Genomic DNA, 24,779 nt, shown 5'->3' with positions numbered 1-24,779 from the left:
ATGTTGAACCGCACCCGCTCCTTCCCCCGAAAGAGCCGATGCAGCGGTGGCGAAAACAGTCTCAGGCTCTGGCCTGGGCGCGTTCCTTGATCTCGGCAAAATCCGCTGGCGGCTGGTGCAGGTCCCAGCGCGCACCGGCCTTGACGATCTGGCCGGGCGTCTCGTGGCCGATCAGCGCCGGCAGGCTGCGAGCAGCCGCCACAATCCGGGCCAGATCCGTGCCGGTGTCATAGCCCATGAGTTGCAGCGCATGCACGATCTCTTCGGTGCAGGCATTGCCCGAGGCGCCCGGCGCATAGGGACAGCCGCCCAGACCGCCAATCGAGGCGTCGAAGCGATCCGCACCCGCAGCTATGGAGGCCAGCACATTGGCCAGCGCCATGCCGCGCGTGTTGTGGAAATGCAGGGTCAGACCCAGCTGCGGCCAGCGCGCCCTGAAGGCCAGGACCGTGGCATGCACCTGGTTGGGATAGGCCATGCCCGTGGTATCGCACAGCGTGATGCCCTGCACGCCCAGATCGGCAAAGCGCTGCACCCAGGCCAGCACTTCGGCCTCGGACACATCGCCCTCCATGGGGCAGCCAAAGCAGCAGGAAAGCGACACGTTGACGGGCGTTGCCGCCTGCTGCGCCGTGGCGATCACCTGCCTGAGTGCCTCGAAGGACTGGCTGCGCTGCATGCGCAGATTGCAAAGGTTGTGCGTCTCGCTGACCGACATCACCAGATTGAGCTCGTCGGTCTGTGCATCGATAGCACGCTCCGCGCCACGCACATTGGGCACCAGCGCCGTGTAGACCGTGCCCGGCCGGCGCGCGATCTCGCGCATCACGATCTCGCCGTCGCGCAGGGCCGGAATGGCCTTGGGCGAGACAAAGGCCGTGACTTCGATCTTGGACAGGCCCGCCTCGGACAGTGCGTTGACCAGCGCGATCTTGTCCTCGGTGGGCACAAAGGCCTGCTCCATCTGCAGACCGTCGCGCGTGCCGACTTCGTTCATGAAAATGCGGCGACCCGCACCATTCCAGACATTTGGCGTGATCATTGGATGATGCCTTTCTCGCGCAGCTGGGCGACCTGCTCGGCGCTCAGGCCGATCTCGGCCAGCACGGCATCGGTATCGTCGCCCACATGGGGGGCACTGCTGCGCACCGTGCCCGGCGTCAGCGAGAGCTTGGGCACCACGCCGGGCACCTGAAGCTCGAAACCATCGCGGGTGCGCTGGGTCAGAATCATCTCGCGCGCCCGGTAATGCGGATCTTCGGCAATATCCTTGGCCGTGTAGACCTTGCCGGCCGGCACGCGTGCCGCGCCCAGCTCATCCATCACGGTCTGCACGCTGCGTGCCTGCGTCCAGGTGCCAATCGCGGCATCGATCTCGGCCACGCGCTGGACGCGGCCCGCGTTGTCGGCCAGATCGGGCGCATCGGCCAGATCCTGGCGGCCGATGGCCGTCATGAGCCGCTTGAAGATCGAGTCGCCATTGCCCGCCACCAGCACCCAGCCATCCTGGCAGGGGTAGGCATTCGAGGGCGCAATGCCCGGCAGCGCACTGCCTGCGGCCTCGCGCACGGCGCCAAAGGCGCTGTACTCGGGGATCAGACTTTCCATGATGTTGAACACGGCCTCATGCAGGGCCACGTCGATCACCTGGCCCGGGCCGCCGTTAACCTTGCGGTGGTACAGAGCCATCATCACGCCAATCACGCCGTGCAGGGCCGCCAGCGTATCACCTATCGACACGCCCACGCGTACCGGCACCCGGCCCGGCTCGGCCGTCAGATGGCGCAGCCCGCCCATGGCTTCGCCGATCACGCCAAAGCCCGGCAGATCGCGATAGGGGCCGGTCTGACCGTAGCCAGAGATGCGCAGAATCACCAGCCCGGGGTTGATGGCGTGCAACTCCTCGGGCGACATGCCCCAGCCCTCCAGCGTGCCGGGACGGAAGTTCTCGACCAGCACGTCGGCTTCGGCAATGAGCTGACGCGCCACGGCCTGCGCCTCCTGCTGGCGCAGATCAAGCGCGACCGAGCGCTTGTTGCGCGACTGCACCTGCCACCAGACGGAGGTGCCTTCCTTGATCAGGCGCCAGTTGCGCAGCGGGTCGCCCGCACCGGGCGCCTCGATCTTGATGACATCGGCGCCAAACTCGCCCAGGGTCTTGCCACAGAAGGGACCGGCAATCAGCTGGCCCATTTCCACCACTTTCACCCCTTCCAGCGCGCGCGGCGTGGCGGTCTGCGTGGCGGGGTCTTGGATATTCATCGTCGTCATCCGTTGGTCTCTTGATGGTTGTCTTGCTGTGCCGCTTTGCGTTGACCAATACCAGGCAAAACGGCTTTTCAATCATCTTGCCCTTGAAGATCAGTCCTGCAAAACGCTGAAATGCGAAGCTGCCATCGCATTTGGGCATAGCCAGGCGAGATAATGCAGTCCTCATGAAACTGGACCCGATCACCCTGCGCCTGTTTGTGGCCGTGATGGAGGAAAACGCCATCGCGCGTGCCGCGGCACGCGAGCACATCGCCCCCTCGGCCGCCAGCCGCCGCCTGGCCGAACTGGAGGATCAGCTGCAGCTTGAGCTGTTCACACGCAGCAACCGGGGCAGCCAGCCCACGGCCGCCGCCTACGCCCTGCTGAACATGGCGCGCGGCGTGCTCAACGAGCTGGACGGTATCGCCACGCAGATGAAGGACTATGCCCAGGGCGGCGAACAAGGCCTGCGCGGCCATGTTCGGGTGATGGCCAATATTTCCAGCATCACCCAGTTTCTGCCGGCCCAGCTGCAGAGCTTTCTGAGCCGGCACCCGCTGGTGGACGTGCGGCTGCAGGAGCGCGTAAGCACCGATATCGCGCGCGCCGTAGCCGACAACGAGGCCGACATCGGCCTGCTCAACAACGGCAGCTACGGCAGCAAGATCAGCCTGCGCCCCTATCGCCGGGACCGGCTGGCCGTGGTCATGCCCCAATCCCATCCGCTGGCCGGCGAGAACAGACTGCGCCTGGAACAAGTCCTCGAGCATGATCTGATCGGCATGCATGCCGACAGTGCGCTCAACCATCTCATCACCCGCTCTGCCGCCGACCAGGGCCTGCAGCCGCGCCTGCGCATGAAGGTGACCGGCTATGACGCCCTGTGCCTGATGGTGGCCGCCGGCCTGGGCGTTGGCATTCTTCCCGAGGGCAGCGCCCATATCTACATGGGCGCCCTGCCCTTGCGCTGCATCCGCCTGGACGAAGTCTGGGCCGAGCGCCAGCTCATGCTCTGCGTACGCTCCCAGGACGCACTCTCGCCCGTCGCGCAATTGCTGGTCGAACACCTGTGTCAGAGCGCCTCAACCGATAAAGACTGAATCCATGCCCGATTTTTCACCCATGCCTTTGCCAGCCCCCGGGGCACCCCATCCTTCGCTGTGCTGGGACATCTTCTGCCAGGTGATTGACAACTTTGGCGACGTGGGCGTGTGCTGGCGCACGGCAGCGGAACTGGCCGCCCGCGGCCAGCAGGTACGCCTGTGGATGGACGATGCCAGCGCACTGCAATGGATGGCGCCCCAGCCCTGGCCGCCCGGCCTGAGCGTGCATGCCTGGCCCGCGCAAGCCGCGGACGTTCCGGCATCGATTGGCGATGTGGTCATCGAGGCCTTCGGCTGCGAGATTCCCGCGGCATTCGTGAGCGCCATTGCAGACAAGGCGTCGAAGAGCAAGCCTGCGATCTGGATCAATCTCGAATATCTCTCGGCCGAAGACTATGTGGAGCGCTGCCATCGCCTGCCCTCCCGCATCATGAGCGGCCCTGCTGCCGGGCTGACACGCTGGTTCTTCTACCCCGGCTTTACGGCAGCCACCGGCTCGCTGGTACGCGAGCAGAGCCTGGCGCAGCGCCAGCAGGCCTTCACGGCCCAACGCGACTCGTGGCGCCGCGCAGAAGGCATTCAGCCTGACGAATGCGCCGTCTCGCTGTTTTGCTACGAGCCTGCCGCCCTGCCCCAGTTGCTTGCCCAGCTCTCGAACAAGCAGTTGCTCAACGCCAGGCTGCTGGTGACCCCCGGACGCGCCACGACGGCCGTGCAGGCGCTGCCCGAAGCGCAGCAGATGCAGCCGGTCTATCTGCCAGCCCGCCCTCAGGCCCGGTTCGACGAAATGCTCTGGGGCTGCGACCTGAATCTGGTGCGCGGCGAGGACTCGCTGGTCCGCGCGCTCTGGGCGGGCCAGCCCATGGTCTGGCAGATCTACCCCCAGCATGACAACGCCCACCACGACAAGCTGAATGCCTTTCTCGACTGGCTCCAGGCCCCGGACAGCCTCAGGCGCTTTCACCACACCTGGAATGGCATGACCGCACCGCAAACATTGCCTTTGCTCGGTGGGCAGATGCTGGACGAATGGGCCTGCTGCATCAGGGCTGCGCGAGCCAGATTGATGGAACAAACCGAGCTGATTGCGCAGCTTCAAGCTTTTGTCGCCGAAAAAAGCTAAAATCCACGTTTTGCCTCTCTGAGGGCAGTCGCAGCCGGTATGCCGAGCGATCTTGCTTTCGGGGTCGCGCCCCGCCGCGGTACATGCGGCAGGCCCCGCCGCCGCACCTTTGATGCGTTGCTTTCTCCAGCGACCATTGCGAACAGCTTGCCTGCCGTGTAGAGCGGCTCCAACCTTTCAAACGCAAGCAAGCCATGAAAATCGCTCAAGAAATCCGCGCAGGCAATGTGATCATGTTCGGCAAGGACCCCATGATCGTTCTGAAGACCGAATACGCTCGTGGCGGCCGTGGCGCTGCTACCGTGCGCATGAAGCTCAAGAGCCTGATCGGCAACTTCGGCACGGAAAACGTGTTCAAGGCCGACGACAAGATCGACAACGTGATCCTGGACAAGAAGGATTGCACCTACTCCTACTTCGCCGACCCCATGTACGTGTGGATGGACGAAGAGTTCAACCAGTACGAAGTCGAAGCCGAAAACATGGCTGACGCACTGAACTACCTGGAAGACGGCATGACTGCCGAAGTGGTGTTCTATGACGGCAAGGCCATCTCCGTCGAACTGCCCACCACCATCGTGCGCGAAATCACCTGGACCGAGCCCGCCGTCAAGGGCGATACCTCCGGCAAGGTTCTGAAGCCCGCCAAGATCGCTACCGGCTTCGAAGTGGCCGTGCCCCTGTTCGTGTCCCAAGAAGACAAGATCGAAATCGACACCCGTACCGGCGAATACCGCAAGCGCGTGTAAGGTGGCTGCAGCTGCCGCAGCTGCTCCCCGACAAAAAGGCTTCCCTGTGGAAGCCTTTTTTCATTTCTGCCGCCGACAACGGGATTACGCCAGCACCGGCCTTGTGCCGCGACATGCAAAACCGCTTCAGTCTGTGCAAGACTTGGGGCAGTCCATCCATTTCCACCGCCAATGACGCACTCCCTGCCCTGGCTGCAGCCCGAACAAGAATTCCCTCCCATCGATCAGACCTGGGGCGAGCGGGATCCCATTCCCGGGCTGCTGGCCGCCGGCAACACCCTGGATGCTGCCCGCCTTCGTACCGCTTACAGCCAGGGAATCTTCCCCTGGTTCAGCGAGGGCCAGCCCGTGCTCTGGTGGTCCCCCAATCCACGCATGGCTCTGCATCCCGAGGAGTTCCGCCTGCACCGCAGCCTGCGCAAGAGACTGCAGAAGTTTCGCGACGATCCAGGCTGCGAAATCCGCATCGACAGCGCTTTTGCCACAGTGATGCAGCATTGCGCCCAGACCCCCCGCGACGGACAGAACGGCACCTGGATCGTGCAGAGCATCATCGATGCCTATACCGAACTGCATCAGCAGGGGGCTGCACACAGCGTGGAAACCTGGATCGACGGCCAGCTGGTCGGCGGGCTTTACTGCGTAGCGCTGGGCAGGGCGGTGTTTGGCGAATCCATGTTCGCACTGCAGACCGATGCCTCCAAGATTGCGCTGTCGGCACTGGTGGCCCTGTGCAGGGCTCATCAGGTGCCGCAGATCGACTGCCAGCAGGCAACGGCGCACCTTTCCTTCATGGGCGCACGAGAGATCACCAGGGCACAATTTGCCCGGACTGTTCAAGCCCAGTCGCAGCTGCCCGATATGCAGTGGCAATTCAGACCCATATACTGGGAGCAGTTGCTGAGCCATACTGAGGCTTGATGCACCGCCTCTGCAGCCGAGTCCGATCATGACGCACCCGAACGACCTCCCGCTACATGCCCTGCAGTTCTACGCCACGGCAGCCTATCCCTGCAGCTATCTGCCGGGCCGGCTGGCACGCTCCCAGGTCGCCACGCCCAGCCACCTGATCCAGAACACCACCTACTCGGAACTGGTCACGCTGGGCTTCCGGCGCAGTGGCATGTTCACCTATCGCCCCTATTGCGACGGCTGCCAGGCCTGCGTTCCGCTGCGAATTCTTGCGCAGGAGTTCCGGCCCAGCCGCAGCCAGAGACGCGCTGCCAAACAGCACGGGCAGCTGGTGGCCTCCATTCAGCGCCTGCACTATTCCGACGAGCACTATCAGCTCTATCTGCGCTACCAGCAGCATCGCCACAGCGGCGGCGGCATGGACAACGACAGCGTCGACCAGTACACGCAGTTTCTGCTGCAAAGCAGGGTCAACTCACGGCTAGTGGAGTTTCGCGAGCCCGGCGCGGACGGACAGCCGGGCACACTCAAGATGCTCTCAATTCTCGATGTGCTGGAAGACGGGCTCTCGGCGGTCTACACCTTCTACGCTCCCGAAGACCAAGCCAGCTACGGCACCTTCAATGTGCTGTGGCAGATCCAGCAGGCCAAGGCCATGAACCTGCCCTATGTCTATCTGGGCTACTGGATCTCCGAGAGCCAGAAGATGCGCTACAAGGCCAGCTTTTTGCCCCACGAGATCCGCCAGGGTGAGCTTTGGCGACGCATAGACAGGCAAAGCATTGTGCGCTCGCAAATTGAAGAGTGATGCCGCCAAAAGCAGCACATGGATATATGAGCGGATGAGATGGTTGCGCGGCTGCAGCACCGCTAGAATGCCCTCATCCCGCAAAGTATCTCCAACGCATGAAAAAAGACGACCTCTCGGCCTCCGCAAAGCCCAGCGTCCAGGTTCTGGAACGCATGTTCACGTTGATCGACGTGCTGGCATCGCGTGAGGAAGCGGTTTCTTTGAAGGAGATCAGCGAACGCACGGGCCTGCATCCATCGACCACGCACCGCATCCTCAATGATCTTGCACTGGGCCGCTTTGTGGACCGCCCCGAATCGGGCAGCTACCGCCTGGGCATGCGTTTTCTGGAGCTGGGCAATCTGGTCAAGGCCCGCCTGAACGTGCGCGAAGTGGCGCTTTCGCCGATGCGACAGCTCTACAAGCAGATTCAGCAGCCCATCAGCCTGTCCGTGCGTCAGGGCGACGAGATTGTCTATGTCGAGCGCGCCTACAGCGAGCGCTCCGGCATGCAGGTGGTACGCGCCATTGGCGGCCATGCTCCCTTGCATCTGACCTCCAACGGCAAGCTGTTTCTGGCGGCCGACGATTCCCAGCAGGTACGCGCCTACGCCATGCGCACCGGCCTGCCTGGCAAGACCCATTTCAGCATCACCCAGCTGGGCGACCTGGAACATGAGCTGGCCAAGGTGCGCCAATACGGTATTGCCCGCGACAACGAAGAGCTGGAACTGGGCGTGCGCTGCATGGCCGCCGGCATTTACGACGACCAGAACAAGCTGATCGCCGGGCTGTCGATATCGGCGCCTGCTGACCGGCTTGACGAAAGCTGGGCGCCCAGGCTGCAGGCCACGGTGCAGGAAATTTCCGTGGCACTGGGTTTCAGCGGCACCCGCCCTGCCACCGCTCAGACCGCCCCCAATCCCTATAGCCGCAGCCAGCACAGCTGAATCTTCCCGCTCCAGCAGCCGCAGCACATTGCACCGCCGGTAAAAGACAAGACAGGCCACTGTGTTCGTGTCCCATAAAAAAAGCGCTACCTCGGTAGCGCTTTTTGACGGTGACAGGCTGGGTTTGCGCCAGCTTATCCCCTGATACGGCTGGCAATCGTGTTGCTGGCCGTGGGACCCTTGCTTTCCATCCAGTGGCGCACGCGCTCGGCATCGGCCAGACGACTGAACTTGCCTGCCGAATCCAGGAACACCATGATCAGCTTGCGGCCGGCCACATGGGCTTGCATCACGAGGCAGCGTCCGGCTTCGGAAATATAGCCGGTCTTTTGCAGGCCGATATCCCAGTTGTCGCTCTTGACCAGGCGGTTGGTATTGTTGAACTGCAGCGTGCGACGACCCACGGCCACTTCGTAACCCGGCGATGTGGAGTATTCGCGCATCAGCGGATCCGCATGTGCCACTGCCACCAGACGTGCCAGATCGCGTGCGCTGGACTGGTTGCTGCTGGACAGGCCGGTGGGCTCCACATAGCGCGTGTCCTTCATCCCCAGCTGCAGCGCCTTGGAGTTCATCAGCTGCACAAACTGGGACAGACCGCCAGGATAGGTGCGTCCCAGGGCATGGGCAGCACGGTTCTCGCTGGACATCAGCGCCAGATGCATCATCTCGGCACGCGTCAAGGTGGTGCCGACACGCAGACGGGAGCTGCTGTGCTTTTCGGTATCCACATCGTCCTGCGTGATGGTGATCATCTCGTCCATGGGCAGACGAGCCTGGGAGATCAGCAGACCGGTCATGAGCTTGGTCAGCGAAGCAATCGGCAACACGGCCTGATCGTTCTTGCTCAGCAGCACCTCATGCGTGTCCTGGTCGATCACATAAGCCACGCTGCTTTGCAGATCCAGAGGGTCCGAGACGGAGTGAAGACCCGCCATCTGCCCATAGGACAGGCGCGCGGGCTCGACTGCCGTGGCAGCTGCCGCAACCGCAACGCCGGCAGCTCCTGCCCTGGCCAGACGCTTCTTGCCGCCAGTCTTCTCTTCTCTCTCGGCCTTGGCCGCTAGAACAGACTTGCCGCCCTTCCTGCTTGCAAGCTTGGCGTCCGCCTTTTCGGGCTTGCCCTTGGCGACCTTTGCGCCCTTGGGCTGCGCTGCAGCACGAACCTTGCCAGCGGGCTCCTTGGCTGCCTTCTTGGTCGCAGCCGCAGCAGCCACTGGCTTTTTGGAGTCTTTTTTGGGCGCCGCCGCATGCGCTGCCGGAGCAGCCAGAGCGCAGCTCAACAGAGCCAAAGACACCACCTGGGTGAGTTTTGCAAGGCGAAATGGACGCAGCAGCTGCATGCGATACTCCAGACAACAAGGTGTAAGGATTTAATTCAATCAAAAAAGTTGTGCAGTGACAAGCACTTGCACAACCTTCTCGATAATCTGAGTGAAATTATAAATCCAGCAGTCAACCTTGTGCTGCAACAACTTCCTGATTGCTATGCAATTTGTTCAAAGCGCTCAGGTAAGCCTTGGCCGATGCGACCACAATATCGGGGTCAGCACCCACTCCGTTGACGACGCGACCACTGCGTTGCAGGCGCACCGTCACCTCGCCCTGACTCTCGGTTGAGCCGCTGATGGCATTGACGGAATACAGCACCATTTCGGCACCGCTCTTGACTTCGGACTCGATGGCCTTGAACGAGGCATCGACCGGACCATTGCCCTCTGAACTGGCCTTGATTTCCCGGCCTGCATTGCTGAAGACCACGCTGGCATGTGGGCGCTCACCTGTTTCACTCTGCTGGGCCAGCGAAATGAACTGGAACTGATTGCCCTGATGCTCCGCGCCTTCAGCATTCACCAGCGCCAGAATGTCCTCGTCAAAAATCTCGCTCTTGCGATCCGCGAGTTCCTTGAAGCGCGTGAAAGCCTGGTTGATGGCCGCTTCGCTGTCCAGCTCCACCCCCAGCTCCTGCAGGCGCTGCTTGAAGGCATTGCGACCGCTGAGTTTGCCCAGCACGATCTTGTTGGCCGCCCAGCCCACATCCTCGGCACGCATGATTTCGTAGGTATCACGCGCCTTGAGCACGCCATCCTGATGAATGCCGGAGGCATGGGCAAAGGCATTGGCTCCCACCACCGCCTTGTTGGGCTGCACCACAAAGCCCGTGGTCTGGCTGACCAGGCGGCTGGCGGCCACGATGTGCTGGGTGTCGATATTCACCTCCAGCCCGAAATAGTCCTTGCGCGTCTTGATGGCCATGACCACTTCTTCAAGTGAGCAGTTACCCGCGCGCTCGCCCAGACCGTTGATGGTGCACTCAATCTGCCGCGCGCCGCCGATCTTCACGCCCGCCAGCGAATTGGCAACCGCCATGCCCAGGTCGTTGTGGCAATGCACGGACCAGACAGCCTTGTCGCTGTTGGGCACGCGCTCGCGCAGGTTGCGAATGAATTCACCATAGAGCTCGGGAATCGCATAGCCCACGGTGTCGGGCACGTTGATGGTGGTTGCGCCTTCCTTGATGACCGCCTCGATCACACGCGCCAGAAAATCGGGTTCGCTGCGATAGCCATCCTCCGCGCTGAACTCGATGTCTTCGATGAGATTGCGCCCGAAGCGCACCGCCTGCTTGGCCTGCTCCAGCACCTGTTCGGGTGTCATGCGCAGCTTTTTCTCCATGTGCAGCGGACTGGTGGCGATGAAGGTGTGAATGCGAGCGCGGTTGGCCCCCTTCAACGACTCAGCCGCACGCGCGATGTCGCGGTCGTTGGCGCGGGAGAGCGAGCAGACCGTGGAGTCCTTGATGGCTCGTGCAATGGTCTGGATGGACTCGAAGTCTCCATTGGATGCTGCAGCAAACCCGGCCTCGATCACATCGACTTTCAGACGCTCCAACTGACGGGCAATGCGCAGCTTTTCATCGCGCGTCATGGAAGCGCCGGGCGATTGCTCGCCGTCACGCAAGGTGGTGTCGAAAATAATGAGCTGATCGGACATGGTGGGGACTCTCTATGTGATGGCGCCGGTAGACGCCTGTTTTGACTGGAGGATTGCCGACAAAAAAGCCGGTGCGCTTTTGGCGACACCGGCTTTGAACCTTTTAAGCAGCTACCGCCTCTTCAACGACAGCGGTAACGCGCTGCACTCCTGAGATGATGGCGCGCAACGAGGCGGAAACGATATTGGCATCCACCCCTACGCCGTAGCAGACCTGAGCGTCATCCACGCGCAATTCCACATAGGCAATCGCCTTGGCATTCGCACCCTCGCCAATCGCATGCTCGGCATAGTTGAGCACGCGCACATTGCGGCCGAGTTCAGCCGACAGCGCCTGCACGAAGGCATCAATGGGGCCCGTACCTTCGCCTTCCAGAAAAACCTTCTCTCCGGCGATTTCGATTTCGGACGTCATGTTGACCACACCATCGGCCTCGCTCAGACGATATTGAGGCGGCTTGACGGTGTTGACGCCATATTCGCGCTGGAACAGCTCCCACAGATCCGCAGCCGACAATTCCTTGCCGCTGGCATCCATCTCGCGCTGCACGACCTGGCTGAACTCGATCTGCAGGCGGCGAGGCAGCTGAAGCCCGTACTCGCTCTCGAGCAGATAGGCAATGCCGCCCTTGCCCGACTGGCTGTTCACGCGAATCACTGCCTCATAGCTGCGACCCAGGTCCTTGGGATCGATGGGCAGATAGGGCATATCCCAGATATCGCCTTCCTTGTGGGCGGCGAAAGCCTTCTTGATGGCATCCTGGTGAGAGCCGGAGAAGGAGGTGTAGACCAAGTCACCCACGTAAGGATGACGAGGATGCACGGGCAACTGGTTGCAATGCTCGACCGTTGCGCGGATATCGTCGATGTCGGAGAAATCCAGGCCCGGGTTCACGCCCTGGATGTACATATTGAGCGCCACGTTCACTACGTCCAGATTGCCGGTGCGCTCGCCGTTGCCGAACAGACAGCCTTCCAGACGGTCCGCGCCGGCCATCAGGGACAACTCGGCAGCCGCCGTTCCCGTGCCGCGGTCGTTATGCGGATGGACCGAGATCACCACGCTGTCGCGGCGCTTGATGTTGCGATGCGTCCATTCCACCATGTCGGCAAAGATATTGGGCGTGGAATGCTCCACGGTGGTGGGCAGATTGATGATGCACTTGTTCTCGGGCGTGGGCTGCCAGACATCGGTGACGGCGTCGATCACGCGCTTGGAGAACTCCAGTTCGGTGTCCGAATACATTTCGGGCGAGTACTGGAAGGTCCATTTGGTCTGGGGGTGCTGGGCCGCAATGTCCTTGAACATCTGCGCATTGGTCACCGCCAGCTCCACAATCTCGTCTTCACTCATGTTCAGCACCACACGGCGCATCACCGGAGCCGTGGCGTTGTAGAGATGGACAATCGCGCGGGGCACACCTTCGAGCGCTTCGAAAGTGCGGCGAATCAGATGCTCACGCGCCTGGGTCAGCACCTGCACGGTCACGTCGTCGGGAATGCGGTTTTCCTCGATGAGCTTGCGCATGAAGTCGAACTCGATCTGCGAGGCCGAAGGAAAGCCGACTTCGATTTCCTTGAAACCGATCTTCACCAGTTGCTCGAACATGCGCACCTTGCGCTCGATGTCCATGGGCTCGATCAGGGCCTGGTTGCCGTCACGCAGATCCACGCTGCACCAGACCGGAGGCTTGGTGATGACCGCGTCGGGCCAGGTGCGATCGGTCAGACGCACGGGGGCGAAAGCGCGGTATTTGGTGGAAGGGTTTTGCAACATGGTGAGTCTCTTTAGTCGAAATTAGAGGAAATTGAACCCAGCTCCAGCGACGCCCAAAAGCAAAAACGGCCCGTCGCTGATGCTACGGGCCGCCAAGTAGGGTGTGTTTGTACGCGCGCGCTACTTTCTCTGCCCGTTGGACATTAGTAGTAGAGCTAGCGACAGGTTTTGCATGCGGCTCACTTTAACACAAGAAAAGTTGACAGGGCCAGGATTTTTTCGGCGACGATTTCAATCGTCGTGCAGGCCCCGCTCGTCGGGCTCGTCCTTGGAGGTGGCGACGATGCTCACCTGCTCGCCCTTGGCACGGCGCCAGACATAGATCACATAGCCCGAGACCGAGTAGCCGACAAACACCAGGAACAGCATGGTTGCAGGCTCGATGCTGACCACGGCCATCAGCAGCGCCACCACCACCAGCGAGACAAAGGGCATGCTCTTGGCGCCACCGATGTCCTTGAAGCTGTAATAGGGAATATTCGTGACCATGGTCAGGCCCGCGAACAGCGTGATGGCGAACATGATCCAGGACAGATCTGCCCTGTCCGTGGGATAGCCGCCGAACCAGGAAATCACATCGCCGAAGATGGGCACATCGCGATGGGAAACCATCAGCGCACTGGTCAGCCAGATAAAGCCCGCCACCAGGGCCGCTGCCGCAGGTGAAGGCATGCCCTGGAAATAGCGCTTGTCCACCACGGCCGTATTCACGTTGAAGCGAGCCAGGCGCAATGCCGCGCAGGCGCAATAGACAAAAGCGGCAATCCAGCCCCAGCGCCCCAGGGGACGCAGGGCCCATTCATAAGCAATCAACGCGGGCGCGGCACCGAAGGACACCATGTCCGAGAGCGAGTCCATCTGCTCGCCGAACGCGCTTTGCGTGTGCGTCATGCGCGCCACGCGCCCGTCCAGGCTATCGAGCACCATGGCGCAGAAAACGCCCACGGCCGCCAGCTCGAACTTGTTGTTCATGGCCATGACGATGGCGTAGAAACCGCCAAACAGCGCTGCCAGCGTGAACAGATTGGGCAGCACATAAATGCCTTTGCGCGGCTTGCGCGGCATTCCACTCAGATCGGCAGAATCATTGCTGTTTTGCATCAAACAGACCTCCAGTGCTTGCATGTCAAATGCATGCAGCTATTAAAACGATAGTATTTAAAGCATGGTCATCACGGCCATGTCCCTGCCACCAGTGTACCCGCCACACAGATCGCATCCGGAATGAAAAAAGGCCACCTCGAAGGTGGCCTCTTGCTCGGGCGCAGTCATCCGGCTCGCGCCGAATGACTTGCCTGCATTAGTTGCGGGTCTGGTCGACCAGCTTGTTCTTGGAGATCCAGGGCATCATGGAGCGCAGCTGGCCGCCCACTTGCTCGATGGCGTGATCGGCGTTCTGGCGACGACGGGCAGTCATCGAAGGATAGTTCAGACGGCCTTCGCTGATGAACATCTTGGCGTATTCACCGCTCTGGATGCGCTTGAGGGCATTGCGCATGGCCTTGCGGGATTCTTCGTTGATGACTTCAGGGCCGGTCACGTACTCGCCATACTCCGCGTTGTTGGAGATGGAGTAGTTCATGTTGGCGATGCCGCCTTCATACATCAGGTCAACGATCAGCTTGAGCTCGTGCAGGCACTCGAAGTAAGCCATTTCGGGAGCGTAGCCAGCTTCAGTCAAAGTCTCGAAGCCCATCTTCACCAGTTCCACGGCACCGCCACACAGCACGGCCTGCTCGCCGAACAGATCGGTCTCGGTTTCTTCCTTGAAGTTGGTTTCGATGATGCCACCCTTGCCGCCGCCGTTGGCGGAGGCATAGGACAGGGCCACGTCACGGGCCTTGCCGGACTTGTCCTGGTAGATGGCGATCAGGGAAGGCACGCCGCCGCCCTTCAGGTATTCGGAGCGCACGGTGTGGCCGGGGCCCTTGGGGGCGACCATAATCACGTCCAGATCGGCGCGGGGCACGACCTGGTTGTAGTGCACGTTGAAGCCGTGGGCGAAAGCCAGGGTTGCGCCGGACTTGATGTTGGGCTCGACGTTGTTCTTGTACACCTCGGGGATGTTCTCGTCGGGCAGCAGGATCATGACCACGTCGGCAGCCTTGACCGCGTCGTTGACTTCCATCACGGTCAGGCCGGCCTTGCCGACCTTGTCCCAGGAAGAGCCGCCCTTGCGCAGACCGACCACAACCTTCACGCCGCTGTCGTTCAGGTTTTGAGCATGTGCGTGGCCTTGGCTGCCGTAGCCGATGATGGCAACAGTCTTGCCCTTGATCAGGCTCAGGTCACAGTCCTTGTCGTAGAAAACTTTCATGATGGCTCCAGGTCTCTTATCTTGAGGGGGTTAAAAAGGTTTGTTCAGATTCAAAAGTGGTGCAAACAGCCATTAGACACGCAGAATGCGTTCGCCACGGCCAATACCCGAGGCGCCCGTGCGAACGGTCTCAAGGATGGCAGTGCGATCAATGGCTTGCAGGAAGGCGTCGTTCTTGGACTGGTCGCCGGTCAGCTCCACGGTGTAGCTCTTTTCGGTCACGTCGATGATGCGGCCGCGGAAGATGTCCGCCATGCGCTTCATTTCCTCGCGCTCCTTGCCCACGGCACGCACCTTGACCATCATCAGCTCGCGCTCGGTGTAAGCACCTTCGGTCAGGTCCACCACTTTAACCACTTCAATCAGTCGGTTCAGGTGCTTTGTGATTTGCTCGATCACATCGTCCGAACCTGTGGTGAGGATGGTCATGCGCGACAGCGAGGGATCCTCGGTTGGCGCGACAGTCAGGGATTCAATGTTGTAGCCACGGGCAGAAAACAGACCCACGACGCGCGACAGTGCTCCAGGCTCGTTCTCGAGCAGCACGGCAATAATGTGTTTCATTGGGAGATTCCTCTTTTCGCCGCCCTCCCCTGACACCGGTAAGTGCCAGGCTCGGCGGACAATAGATTCGTCAAAAAATGCTATTTAAAATATAGCCACTTGCGCTTGACATGTAAGTGCTTTGAGCCGAATTCACTAGAAAACCGGCGCTCTACGCATCACAGGTCGTCAGCGCCCAGCAGCATTTCCGTGATGCCACGGCCGGCCTGCACCATGGGGAACACGTTCTCGGTCGGATCGGTGCGGAAGTCCAGGAAGACGGTCTTGCTTTCCTCGCGCACGATACGGCGCGCTTCGCGCAGCGCAGCCTCGACATCGGCAGGTTTTTCGATCAGCAGGCCGCGGTGGCCGAAGGCCTCGGCCAGCTTCACGAAGTCGGGCAGCGAATCCATGTAGCTGCTCGAGTAGCGACCCGAGTATTCAATTTCCTGCCACTGGCGCACCATACCCAGGAAGCGGTTGTTCAGCGCGCAGATGACCACCGGGGTGTTGTACTGCTTGCAGGTGGCCAACTCCTGGATATTCATCTGGATCGAGCCTTCGCCCGTGATGCAGAAGACTTCGGAGTCGGGCTTGGCCAGCTTGATGCCCATGGCATAAGGCAGGCCCACACCCATGGTGCCCAGACCGCCGGAATTGATCCAGCGACGGGGTTCATCAAAGCGGTAGTACTGCGCCGCCCACATCTGGTGCTGACCCACATCGGAGGTGATGTAGGCATCGGCATCCTTGGTCATGTTCCACAGCGTGTCGACCACGTACTGGGGCTTGATGACTTCGGCGTTGGACTTGTCGTAGCTCAGGCAGTCACGGCTGCGCCAGCCTTCGATGGTGCTCCACCATTGGCCCAGAGCTGCCTCATCGGGACGCTGTGCCGACTCGCGCAGCATGGCGATCAGCTCATTGAGCACGTCCTTGACATCGCCCACGATGGGCACGTCCACCTTGACGCGCTTGGAGATGGAGGAAGGATCGATGTCGATATGGATGATCTTGCGCTCCACCGACATGAAATGCTTGGGATTGCCGATCACGCGGTCGTCAAAGCGCGCCCCCACGGCCAGCAGCACATCGCAGTTCTGCATGGCATTGTTGGCCTCGATGGTGCCGTGCATGCCCAGCATGCCCAGGAACTTCCTGTCGCTGGCTGGATAGGCGCCCAGGCCCATCAGCGTATGCGTGACGGGGTAGCCCAGCATGTCCACCAGCTGACGCAGCTCGTTGCAGGCATTGCCCAGCAGCACGCCGCCGCCGGTATAGATATAGGGACGCTTGGCCGTCAGCAGCAGCTGCAAGGCCTTGCGAATCTGGCCCGCATGACCCTTCTTGACGGGGTTGTAGGAGCGCATTTCCACTTTTTCAGGATAGCCCGTGTACAGCGCCTTCTTGAAGGACACGTCCTTGGGAATATCCACCACCACAGGGCCGGGACGGCCGGTGCGGGCAATGTGGAAAGCTTTTTTCATGGTCTCGGCCAGTTCGCGCACATCCTTGACCAGGAAGTTGTGCTTGACGATGGGACGAGTGATGCCCACGGTGTCGCATTCTTGAAATGCGTCGGTACCGATGTAATTGGTCGATGTCTGGCCCGCAATCACCACCATGGGGATGGAGTCGGTATAGGCGGTGGCAATGCCCGTCACCGCATTGGTCAGGCCGGGGCCGGAGGTCACCAGCGCCACGCCCACCTCACCGGTGGCACGCGCAAAACCATCGGCAGCATGCACGGCCGCCTGCTCGTGGCGCACCAGCACATGCTGAATGCTGTCTTGCTTGTAGAGCGCGTCGTAAATATAGAGAACTGCCCCGCCAGGATAACCCCACAGGTGCTTGACACCTTCGGCCTGAAGCGACTTGATGAGGATTTCGGAGCCCATCAGTTCCTGGGCGCCCTTGGGGGACGATGCGGCGGCTGCAGAGGCCAGCTCGGCTTTGGAGATTTCCATGATCAACCTTTGTGAATTTCTCTAACGAAAAACCTTCGGTGCCCTTAGCCTGAAGCCCTTGTGAGGCCGGTTTAGGACTTAAGACCACATGCCATGGACGTTTGTGTGTACGCCGGACCGTGATCCGTTTGCTTCTATAAGTTGAAGATCATTATCGCACTGCAACAAGACCTTCAATTGCAGTACACAAAAAAACATCATCGAATGCGATAATCTGCGGCTTTCATCACCAAACAACTCCCGCTTTTTCCAGGGTTACTCTCTCTTGGCCACAGAACAAGAACTGTCTGCATTCCTCAAAGACGTTGAAAAGCGCGCCTTCAAGCGCAGTGTTTTCCATGTCCGCGACGAGGAGGCCGCCCTGGATATCGTGCAGGACAGCATGCTCAAGCTGGCCCAGCATTACGGGGACAAGCCCGCCAACGAGCTGCCCATGCTGTTCCAGCGCATCCTGTCGAACAGCACGCTGGACTGGTTTCGCCGCCAGAAGACCCAGAAGGCGGTTTTCACCCACTTCAGCGACCTGGAGTCCTCCGTAGACTCAGACAGCGACTTCGACTGGCTGGAAACCTATGCCACCAACAGCGACGCATCAGCCTCCAGCAACGCCGAAAGCCTGACCGAGCGCAAGCAGACCTTGCAAAGCATAGAAAAAGAGATACAGGAGCTGCCGGCGCGTCAACGCGAGGCCTTTCTCATGCGTTATTGGGAAGAGATGGATGTTGCGGAAACCGCTGCCGCCATGGGTTGTTCAGAAGGCAGCGTCAAAACCCATTGCTTTCGCGCCATCCAAACACTGAGCAAGGCACTCAAGGCCAAAGGAATCGAGTTATGAAAACCGTGCCCACCCTCCGGCAAGAACAGGCCGTCGACCGCATCGCCCGTCAAATCACTGCCCGACTGAGTGAGGGCGAAGCCTTGCTCCCCTACGAAGTCACCGAGCGCCTGCGCGCCTCCCGCGAGCAAGCTGTGTCCATACGCCGCCGCGAAGCCGCCGTTCAGCGCGTTCAGACCAGCACCGCTGCATCGGCCCAGGGCAATACCCTGACGCTGGGCAGCCCCGACGAGGGCAATGGCTGGTGGCGCACCCTGGTCTCGGCGATTCCGGTTTTTGCACTCATTGCGGGCCTGGTGATCTACAACTCCGACACCGAACAAAGTATGCTGAGCGAAGTCACCGAGGTCGATACCGCCTTGCTGACCGACGATCTGCCCCCTGCCGCTTACTCTGACCCTGGCTTCATCCAGTACCTCAAGACCTCGGCCGCCGCCCCATCAGAACACTAAACAGCCTGCCGCCCTGCATTGATGCCCACTGAGAAGCGCTCCCTCCTGAAACCCGAGAACACCGCCGCCGTCATGGCGGCGCTGTTGTTGGTGGCCTTGGGCTGGACGGGGTGGAATGTCGTACAGCAAGTCAGGCTGGCACCCAGCTCCGTGCCGCCGGCCACGGTCGCATCCTCCAGGTCCGTGCATGCCGACCCCTCGACACGCCAGAGAGCCACGGCCCAGGCCTCGGGCCCGCGCTGGGGCGAGCTCAGCAGCCACCAGCGCGAAATCCTGCAGCCCCTGCAAGAGCGCTGGGCCATGATAGGTTCGGTGCAGAAGCGCCGCTGGATTGCCCTGGCCGATGGCTTTGACAAACTGAGCGAGCGCGAACAGCAAAAGCTTCACGACCGCATGGAAGACTGGTCCGGCCTGAGCGCTGCCCAGCGCAATCAGGCACGCCTGAACTTTGCCATCACCAACAAGCTCGCGACAGACAAGCAGGCCCAGTGGGAGGCCTATCAGGCCCTGAGCGATGAGGAAAAGCGACTGCTGGCAGCCCGCGCCACCCCCAAGGTGGTGACTGCCGCACCCGCCATCAAGCCCGTGCCCACCAAGAAGCTGGCCCGCATTCCCGCGGCCACGGCCTCTCCCAATACGGTGCCCAATCTGCCCAAGATTCCGCCCGCGACCATTCACCACCCACCACCACCCGTGCCTTCCACGCCGGCCATGGTGGAAACCCACCCGGTCCGCACGCCTTCGGTGATTGTGGAAACCGCACCCGTGGACATTCCACGCGCCACCCCCATCACCCTGCCGCCGCTGGATGCTCCAGGTCAAGACGCGCACCAATGACAGTGTCGCTGCGGCAACCGAGCGCCAAGCCTGCTGACCTGAGCCCTACAATGCCCTCATGCAGCAAGACACCCCGATCCGCGAAGGCAGTGCAGCACTTTCATCCGCTTCTGATTTCATAGCTCCAAGCCTGCGCCGCCGCATGGCTTGCTGGCTTTATGAAGGCATGCTTTTGTTTGGCGTGGTGTTTATCGCCGGCTATCTGTTCGGCACGCTGTCGCAGACGCGCAACGCACTCGACAACCGTCATCTGCTGCAGGCCTTCATGCTGGTGGTGCTGGGCATTTACTTTGTCTGGTTCTGGAGCAAGGGACAGACGCTGGCCATGAAGACCTGGCATATCCGCGTGGTCGACACCCAGGGCCGTCCCCTGACGCAAACCCGCGCCCTGCTGCGCTACGCTGCCAGCTGGATGTGGTGGCTGCCGCCGCTGGCCCTGCTCTACCCGCTGGGCCTGCCGCCGCTGGAGGTACTGGTGCTGCTCACGGGCTGGATTCTGATCTGGGCGCTGCTGAGCCGTTTTCATCCCCGAAAGCAGTTCTGGCACGACGCCTGGGCCGGCACCCAGCTGATACATCAGGCCCCTGCACCCAAACGCATCCGCTGACCCAACTTTTCAATGAGCACCTCATCACCCGATCCCGTCAATCCGCAAAAAAGCCGCACCGGACTGTCCCGGGTGCTGCATGCCGGCGGCTATTCGCTGGCCGGCCTCAGGGCCGGCTGGCATGAAAAGGCCTTTCAGCAAGAAGCCGTCTGCGCATTTGTCATGATCCCGCTGGCGCTCTGGCTGGGGCAGAGCTGGGAGCAGGCAGCGCTGCTGGCCGGCAGCGTCATCCTGGTTCTCATTGTGGAACTGCTCAATACCGGCATCGAGGCCGCCATAGACCGTATCGGCCCCGAATGGCATGAGCTGTCCAAGAAAGCCAAGGACATGGGCAGCGCCGCTGTATTCCTGGCCCTGTGCCTGTGCGGCGCCGTCTGGGCTGCCGCTCTTTATCACCGTTTCATCGTATGACTCAACCCGCTTTTTCCATCTGCGTGTACTGCGGCTCACGCCCCGGCACCAACCCTCAATTCACCGAAGTCGCCAAGGCCGTTGGCCAGTGGATAGGCTCGCGCGGCGGCCAGCTGGTCTATGGCGGCGGACGCAGCGGCCTGATGGGTGTGGTGGCCGAAGCCACGCGCGAAGCTGGCGGCCGTGTCGTCGGCATCATCCCCCAGGCACTGGTCGACAAGGAACTGGCCAACCAGGCCTGCGACGAGCTGCACATCGTCAAGAACATGCACGAACGCAAGGCCATGATGGCCGAGCGCAGCGATGCCTTCGTGGCCCTGCCCGGCGGCATCGGCACGTTTGAGGAGCTGTTCGAAGTCTGGACCTGGCGCCAGCTGGGCTACCACGACAAGCCCATCGGCATTCTCAATGTGGATGGCTATTACGATGCCATGCTGCAGTTTCTTCAATCCTGCGTGGGCAGCGGCTTCATGGGTGAGTGGCAGATGGGACTGGTCGAAAGCAGCAGCGACACCCCGGCCCTGCTGCAAAATCTCGTCCAGAATGCCGGCAGCCAGCTGGATACGCCGCCTCTGCGCTCCGTGATCTGAACCCTGGACGGCATCCACCGGACGGCCGTCCTTCGGGCAAGCCACAGACCCGGCTCCGGGCCATGAAAAAAGCCAGACTCAGGGTCTGGCTTTTTGATTGGGGCACATGCCTGGGGCACGGCATGCCCGCTCAGACAGCGGTATCGTCCAACTCGCCCGTGCGGATACGCACCACGCGCTCCACGGGAGTGATGAAGATCTTGCCATCGCCAATCTTGCCGGTGCGCGCGACATTGACGACGGCGTCCACGCAGCGATCCACGTCTTCGTCGCGCACCACCACTTCGATCTTCACCTTGGGCAGGAAATCGACCACGTATTCGGCGCCACGGTAGAGCTCGGTATGGCCTTTCTGGCGGCCGAAACCCTTGACTTCGGTCACGGTCAGACCGTTCACCCCACACTCGGCCAGGGCCTCGCGCACTTCCTCGAGCTTGAAGGGCTTGATGACGGCGGTAATCATTTTCATGGGGCTAGTTCCTCAATGGATTGAAATCGGCAAAACACCGGAGGCAAAGACTCAGGCGCGAAATTTGTTGGTGATGGGATAGCGCCAGTCCTTGCCGAAGCTGCGCATCGTCAGGCGCGGACCGACCGGAGCCTGGCGGCGCTTGTACTCGTTGATTTGTATCAGACGCGTGACCCGTTCCACGTCCGCCGGTGCAAAACCCTCGGCAACGATGGAACTTATGCTCTCGTTGTTTTCCATGTAGCGGGACACGATGGCATCCAGCACCTCGTAGTCCGGCAGGCTGTCCTGATCCTTCTGATCGGGGCGCAGCTCGGCGCTGGGCGGGCGCGTGATGATGCGCTCGGGGATGGGGTCGAGCCCGGTGCCGAAGAGGTCGTTGGCATTGCGCCAGCGCGCCAGCGCGAACACCTCGGTCTTGAACACATCCTTGATGACCGCAAAGCCGCCGGCCATGTCGCCGTACAGCGTGCAGTAGCCGGTGGACATCTCGCTCTTGTTGCCCGTGGTCAGCACGATGGAGCCAAACTTGTTGCTCATGGCCATCAGCAGGGTGCCGCGAATACGGGCCTGCAGATTTTCCTCGGTCGTGTCTTCGGCACGCCCCGCAAACGTGCCAGCCAGCGCCGCCTTGAAGGCCTCGAACTGCGGCGCGATATCGATCTCTTCGTGCTGTACGCCCACGCGCTCGGACATTTCGCGCGCGTCCAGCCAGCTGATATCGGCCGTATAGGGCGAAGGCATCATGACCGTGCGCACCTTGTCCGCACCCAGAGCGTCCACGGCAATGGCCAGCACCAGGGCCGAGTCCATGCCGCCCGACAGGCCGATGAGCGCGCCCGGGAAGCGGTTCTTGCCCACATAGTCGCGCACGGACAGCACCAGCGCAGACCAGAGCGCCTGATGGTGGCCCGGCAGAGGCCTGACTTCGCCCATCAGCGTCACGCCGCCATCGCCCGGATGCGCGGCCATCATGGGCAGATCTTCCTCGAAGGCCGCCGCACGCGCCGCCACCTGGCCGTCGGCCTGCACCGCGAACGAGCAGCCGTCGAACACCACTTCGTCCTGGCCACCCACCAGATGGGCATAGACCAGAGGAACCGCGTTTTCCACGGCGCGCTGCGCAATCACCGCCTCGCGCTCCAGGGGTTTGCCGCTATGGAATGGCGAGGCATTGATGACGAGCAGCAACTGGGCGCCTGCGGCCACGGCGGCACGGGCCGGGCCGGCATGCCAGGCGTCTTCGCAAATCAGCAGACCGATACGGATACCATCAAGCTCGAAGACACAGCTTTGCTCACCGGCCGCAAAGTAGCGCTGTTCGTCAAACACGCCAAAATTGGGCAGCAACTGCTTGTAATAGCGTGCCACCAACTGGCCGTCGCGCAGCACGCTGGCAGCGTTGAACAATGTCCCGGTCTGGGCATCGCGCTGCGGGTGACCGATGACCAGGGCCAGCCCCGGCCATTGGCTGCTGGCCTGCTGCAGCTGCTTCAAGGCCTCGTCGCAGGCATCCAGAAAAGCCGGACGCAGATAAAGGTCTTCGGCCGCATAGCCACACAGGGCCAGCTCGGGCGTGAGCAGCAGGCGGGCACCGTTGGCATAAGCTTGTTCGGCAGCGGCAATGATTTTCTGGACATTGCCAGAGAGGTCTCCCACAACAAAATTGCGTTGGGCACAGCAGATGGAAAGCGTCATGAAATGCAAGCTAGGCGGTGAGGCCACCAGCCCCCGCGACAATCAGGGCATGGCCGAAAACAAGATTATCACTCGCGTGCTTGCCAGCGTGCAGCAGCTGGACGCACAAACCTGGAATGTGCTGCTGGCCTCTCAATCCACGCCCACGCCCTTCATGCGCCACGAATACCTGGCTGCCATGGAGCAAAGCGGCAGCGCCACGCCCGATACGGGCTGGATCGCCCGGGTCATCACCGTCTGGGACGGCGATGAGCTGCTGGCGGCCTGCCCCCTCTATATCAAGACCCACTCCTACGGAGAATATGTGTTTGACTGGGCCTGGGCGCGTGCCTATCAGCAGCATGGCCTGCCTTACTACCCCAAGGGTTTGCTGGCCGTCCCCTTCACGCCCGTGCCCGGCTCCCGCCTGCTGGCGCGCAGCCAGGCGCTGCGCGTGGCGCTGGTGCAGGCCATCCAGGCCTGGGCAGCCGAGCAGCAGCTGTCATCGCTGCACCTGCTGTTCGGTGATGCCGACGATCTTGCCGCCTGCGCTGCGGCCGGCTGGATGCAGCGCAGCACGGTGCAGTTTCACTGGACGAACACGCCGCCCGCACTCCCCGTTGCGGGCGCCACTCTGCCTGCAGAGGCAGAGCCCGCCAGCCTGCAGGCCTGCGCCGGCACTGCGGCGACAACGTCCCGCTGGAAGGACTTCGACGACTTTCTGGGCTCGCTGAACCAGGAAAAGCGCAAGAAGATCCGCCAGGAGCGGCGCAAGGTTCGCGAAGCCGGCGTGAGCTTCAGAGCCATCAAGGGCTGCGATATCGGTGCGCAGGACTGGTCCTTCTTCTACCGCTGCTATGAGCGCACCTACCTGGAGCATGGCAACCCGCCTTATCTGACACCAGAGTTCTTTGCCGCCATGGCCTCGGCCATGCCCGAGAACTGGGTGATGTTCATCGCCGAGCGCAACGGGCAACCGATTGCATCAAGTTTGATAGCTATTACCGCTTTTCAGGAAACAGTTTCATCATCAAATCTATTATTTTTTGAGGACAGACAAGCGCAAGACGCTATCAATAACAAAGTTGCCTATGGTCGCTACTGGGGCGCTCTGGAGCGGGTCGACAGCCTGCATTTCGAAGCCTGCTACTACCAGCCCATCGAATGGTGCATTGCCAACGGCTTTGACCGTTTCGAAGGCGGCGCCCAGGGAGAGCACAAGATGGCCCGTGCGCTGCTGCCCGTGGAGACCCCCAGCGCCCACTGGGTGGCCCACCCGGCTTTTGCCGATGCCATCGAGCGCTTTTTGCAGCGCGAAGGCGAAGGCATGGCCCAGTATGTGCAAGAGCTGCAGTCCCATAACCCGCTGCGCAGGGCCTGAAGGCGGAGACAAAAAAGGCCGCTTTGCAGCGGCCTTGAATCCCGT

Annotated in this window: 24 protein-coding genes; 13 read left to right on the top strand and 11 right to left on the bottom strand. The window is 61.4% G+C overall.

Annotated features, from left to right (window positions below):
* Positions 1–61: 61 nt before the first annotated feature.
* Entirely contained in the window at positions 62–1,042 is a 981-nt protein-coding gene (locus FSY59_RS03020) for a hydroxymethylglutaryl-CoA lyase (protein ID WP_148728433.1), read from the bottom strand.
* A complete protein-coding gene (locus tag FSY59_RS03015; protein WP_019043473.1) occupies positions 1,039–2,271 on the bottom strand; it encodes a CaiB/BaiF CoA-transferase family protein in 1,233 nt (410 codons plus the stop codon). Before FSY59_RS03015 ends, FSY59_RS03020 begins: the two co-directional genes overlap by 4 nt.
* Before the next feature lie 164 nt (positions 2,272–2,435).
* Between FSY59_RS03015 and FSY59_RS03010 the strand changes: the two genes are divergently transcribed.
* The 6 genes from FSY59_RS03010 to FSY59_RS02985 all read left to right on the top strand — a co-directional run bounded on the left by FSY59_RS03010 (position 2,436) and on the right by FSY59_RS02985 (position 7,877).
* The gene (locus FSY59_RS03010; protein WP_003056625.1) at positions 2,436–3,350 is read left to right on the top strand and encodes a LysR family transcriptional regulator; all 915 of its coding nucleotides are present in this window, start codon (positions 2,436–2,438) and stop codon (positions 3,348–3,350) included.
* A 4-nt stretch (positions 3,351–3,354) separates the two neighbouring features.
* Positions 3,355–4,476: an elongation factor P maturation arginine rhamnosyltransferase EarP gene (gene earP / locus FSY59_RS03005; RefSeq protein ID WP_003056626.1), complete on the top strand. Its 1,122-nt coding sequence runs from the start codon at positions 3,355–3,357 to the stop codon at positions 4,474–4,476.
* Between the two features lie 194 nt (positions 4,477–4,670).
* Positions 4,671–5,225: an elongation factor P gene (gene efp / locus FSY59_RS03000; protein ID WP_003056627.1), complete on the top strand. Its 555-nt coding sequence runs from the start codon at positions 4,671–4,673 to the stop codon at positions 5,223–5,225.
* Between the two features lie 171 nt (positions 5,226–5,396).
* Entirely contained in the window at positions 5,397–6,146 is a 750-nt protein-coding gene (gene aat / locus FSY59_RS02995) for a leucyl/phenylalanyl-tRNA--protein transferase (protein ID WP_003056629.1), read from the top strand.
* Between the two features lie 28 nt (positions 6,147–6,174).
* A complete protein-coding gene (locus FSY59_RS02990; protein WP_003056630.1) occupies positions 6,175–6,945 on the top strand; it encodes an arginyltransferase in 771 nt (256 codons plus the stop codon).
* 98 nt (positions 6,946–7,043) lie between these two features.
* Complete coding sequence (locus FSY59_RS02985; protein WP_003056631.1) at positions 7,044–7,877, top strand: IclR family transcriptional regulator; 834 nt, start codon at positions 7,044–7,046, stop codon at positions 7,875–7,877.
* Between the two features lie 134 nt (positions 7,878–8,011).
* On the opposite strand, the gene pbpG is transcribed toward FSY59_RS02985, so the two are convergent.
* The 7 genes from pbpG to FSY59_RS02950 all read right to left on the bottom strand — a co-directional run bounded on the left by pbpG (position 8,012) and on the right by FSY59_RS02950 (position 17,475).
* Positions 8,012–9,220, bottom strand: coding sequence for a D-alanyl-D-alanine endopeptidase (gene pbpG / locus FSY59_RS02980; protein ID WP_003056632.1), 1,209 nt, complete (start codon positions 9,218–9,220; stop codon positions 8,012–8,014).
* A 112-nt stretch (positions 9,221–9,332) separates the two neighbouring features.
* Positions 9,333–10,871 carry a 2-isopropylmalate synthase gene (locus FSY59_RS02975; protein ID WP_003056633.1) on the bottom strand — a complete coding sequence of 513 codons (1,539 nt, stop codon included), beginning with the start codon at positions 10,869–10,871 and terminating at the stop codon, positions 9,333–9,335.
* Between the two features lie 103 nt (positions 10,872–10,974).
* Positions 10,975–12,648, bottom strand: a complete 1,674-nt coding sequence (leuA, locus tag FSY59_RS02970) for a 2-isopropylmalate synthase (RefSeq protein ID WP_148728432.1) — start codon at positions 12,646–12,648, stop codon at positions 10,975–10,977.
* 231 nt (positions 12,649–12,879) lie between these two features.
* Positions 12,880–13,749, bottom strand: a complete 870-nt coding sequence (pssA, locus tag FSY59_RS02965; protein ID WP_003056635.1) for a CDP-diacylglycerol--serine O-phosphatidyltransferase — start codon at positions 13,747–13,749, stop codon at positions 12,880–12,882.
* A gap of 199 nt (positions 13,750–13,948) precedes the next feature.
* The gene (gene ilvC, locus FSY59_RS02960; protein ID WP_003056637.1) at positions 13,949–14,965 is read right to left on the bottom strand and encodes a ketol-acid reductoisomerase; all 1,017 of its coding nucleotides are present in this window, start codon (positions 14,963–14,965) and stop codon (positions 13,949–13,951) included.
* A 72-nt stretch (positions 14,966–15,037) separates the two neighbouring features.
* On the bottom strand, positions 15,038–15,529 hold the full coding sequence (ilvN, locus tag FSY59_RS02955; protein ID WP_003056638.1) for an acetolactate synthase small subunit: 492 nt from the start codon (positions 15,527–15,529) through the stop codon (positions 15,038–15,040).
* A 158-nt stretch (positions 15,530–15,687) separates the two neighbouring features.
* Complete coding sequence (locus tag FSY59_RS02950; protein WP_003056640.1) at positions 15,688–17,475, bottom strand: acetolactate synthase 3 catalytic subunit; 1,788 nt, start codon at positions 17,473–17,475, stop codon at positions 15,688–15,690.
* A 265-nt stretch (positions 17,476–17,740) separates the two neighbouring features.
* On the opposite strand from FSY59_RS02950, the gene FSY59_RS02945 reads away from it, so the two are divergent.
* The 6 genes from FSY59_RS02945 to FSY59_RS02920 are packed head-to-tail and all read left to right on the top strand — an operon-like array spanning position 17,741 to position 21,207.
* Positions 17,741–18,310 (top strand): RNA polymerase sigma factor, encoded by a 570-nt coding sequence (locus FSY59_RS02945; RefSeq protein WP_003056642.1) that lies wholly within the window; start codon positions 17,741–17,743, stop codon positions 18,308–18,310.
* Positions 18,307–18,762, top strand: a complete 456-nt coding sequence (locus FSY59_RS02940; protein ID WP_003056643.1) for a DUF3619 family protein — start codon at positions 18,307–18,309, stop codon at positions 18,760–18,762. Before FSY59_RS02945 ends, FSY59_RS02940 begins: the two co-directional genes overlap by 4 nt.
* Before the next feature lie 21 nt (positions 18,763–18,783).
* On the top strand, positions 18,784–19,599 hold the full coding sequence (locus FSY59_RS02935; RefSeq protein ID WP_003056645.1) for a DUF3106 domain-containing protein: 816 nt from the start codon (positions 18,784–18,786) through the stop codon (positions 19,597–19,599).
* A gap of 58 nt (positions 19,600–19,657) precedes the next feature.
* The gene (locus tag FSY59_RS02930; RefSeq protein ID WP_080553908.1) at positions 19,658–20,206 is read left to right on the top strand and encodes an RDD family protein; all 549 of its coding nucleotides are present in this window, start codon (positions 19,658–19,660) and stop codon (positions 20,204–20,206) included.
* 12 nt (positions 20,207–20,218) lie between these two features.
* Positions 20,219–20,617 carry a diacylglycerol kinase gene (locus FSY59_RS02925; protein ID WP_003056648.1) on the top strand — a complete coding sequence of 133 codons (399 nt, stop codon included), beginning with the start codon at positions 20,219–20,221 and terminating at the stop codon, positions 20,615–20,617.
* On the top strand, positions 20,614–21,207 hold the full coding sequence (locus FSY59_RS02920; RefSeq protein WP_003056650.1) for a TIGR00730 family Rossman fold protein: 594 nt from the start codon (positions 20,614–20,616) through the stop codon (positions 21,205–21,207). Before FSY59_RS02925 ends, FSY59_RS02920 begins: the two co-directional genes overlap by 4 nt.
* A gap of 130 nt (positions 21,208–21,337) precedes the next feature.
* Here the strand turns inward: FSY59_RS02920 and FSY59_RS02915 are convergent, their stop codons facing one another.
* Together FSY59_RS02915 and FSY59_RS02910 are read right to left on the bottom strand one after the other, a co-directional pair.
* Positions 21,338–21,676: a P-II family nitrogen regulator gene (locus tag FSY59_RS02915; protein ID WP_003056652.1), complete on the bottom strand. Its 339-nt coding sequence runs from the start codon at positions 21,674–21,676 to the stop codon at positions 21,338–21,340.
* A 51-nt stretch (positions 21,677–21,727) separates the two neighbouring features.
* Complete coding sequence (locus FSY59_RS02910) at positions 21,728–23,374, bottom strand: NAD+ synthase (RefSeq protein WP_019043427.1); 1,647 nt, start codon at positions 23,372–23,374, stop codon at positions 21,728–21,730.
* Between FSY59_RS02910 and FSY59_RS02905 the strand changes: the two genes are divergently transcribed.
* A complete protein-coding gene (locus FSY59_RS02905; protein WP_187427882.1) occupies positions 23,373–24,734 on the top strand; it encodes a GNAT family N-acetyltransferase in 1,362 nt (453 codons plus the stop codon). The genes FSY59_RS02910 and FSY59_RS02905 overlap by 2 nt on opposite strands.
* Positions 24,735–24,779: the final 45 nt, after the last annotated feature.

Source organism: Comamonas sp. Z3, from assembly GCF_008121565.1.
Lineage (GTDB): Bacteria > Pseudomonadota > Gammaproteobacteria > Burkholderiales > Burkholderiaceae_C > Comamonas > Comamonas brasiliensis.
Note: the sequence above shows the minus strand (reverse complement) of the source record. Positions and strands in the feature narration are given on the sequence as shown.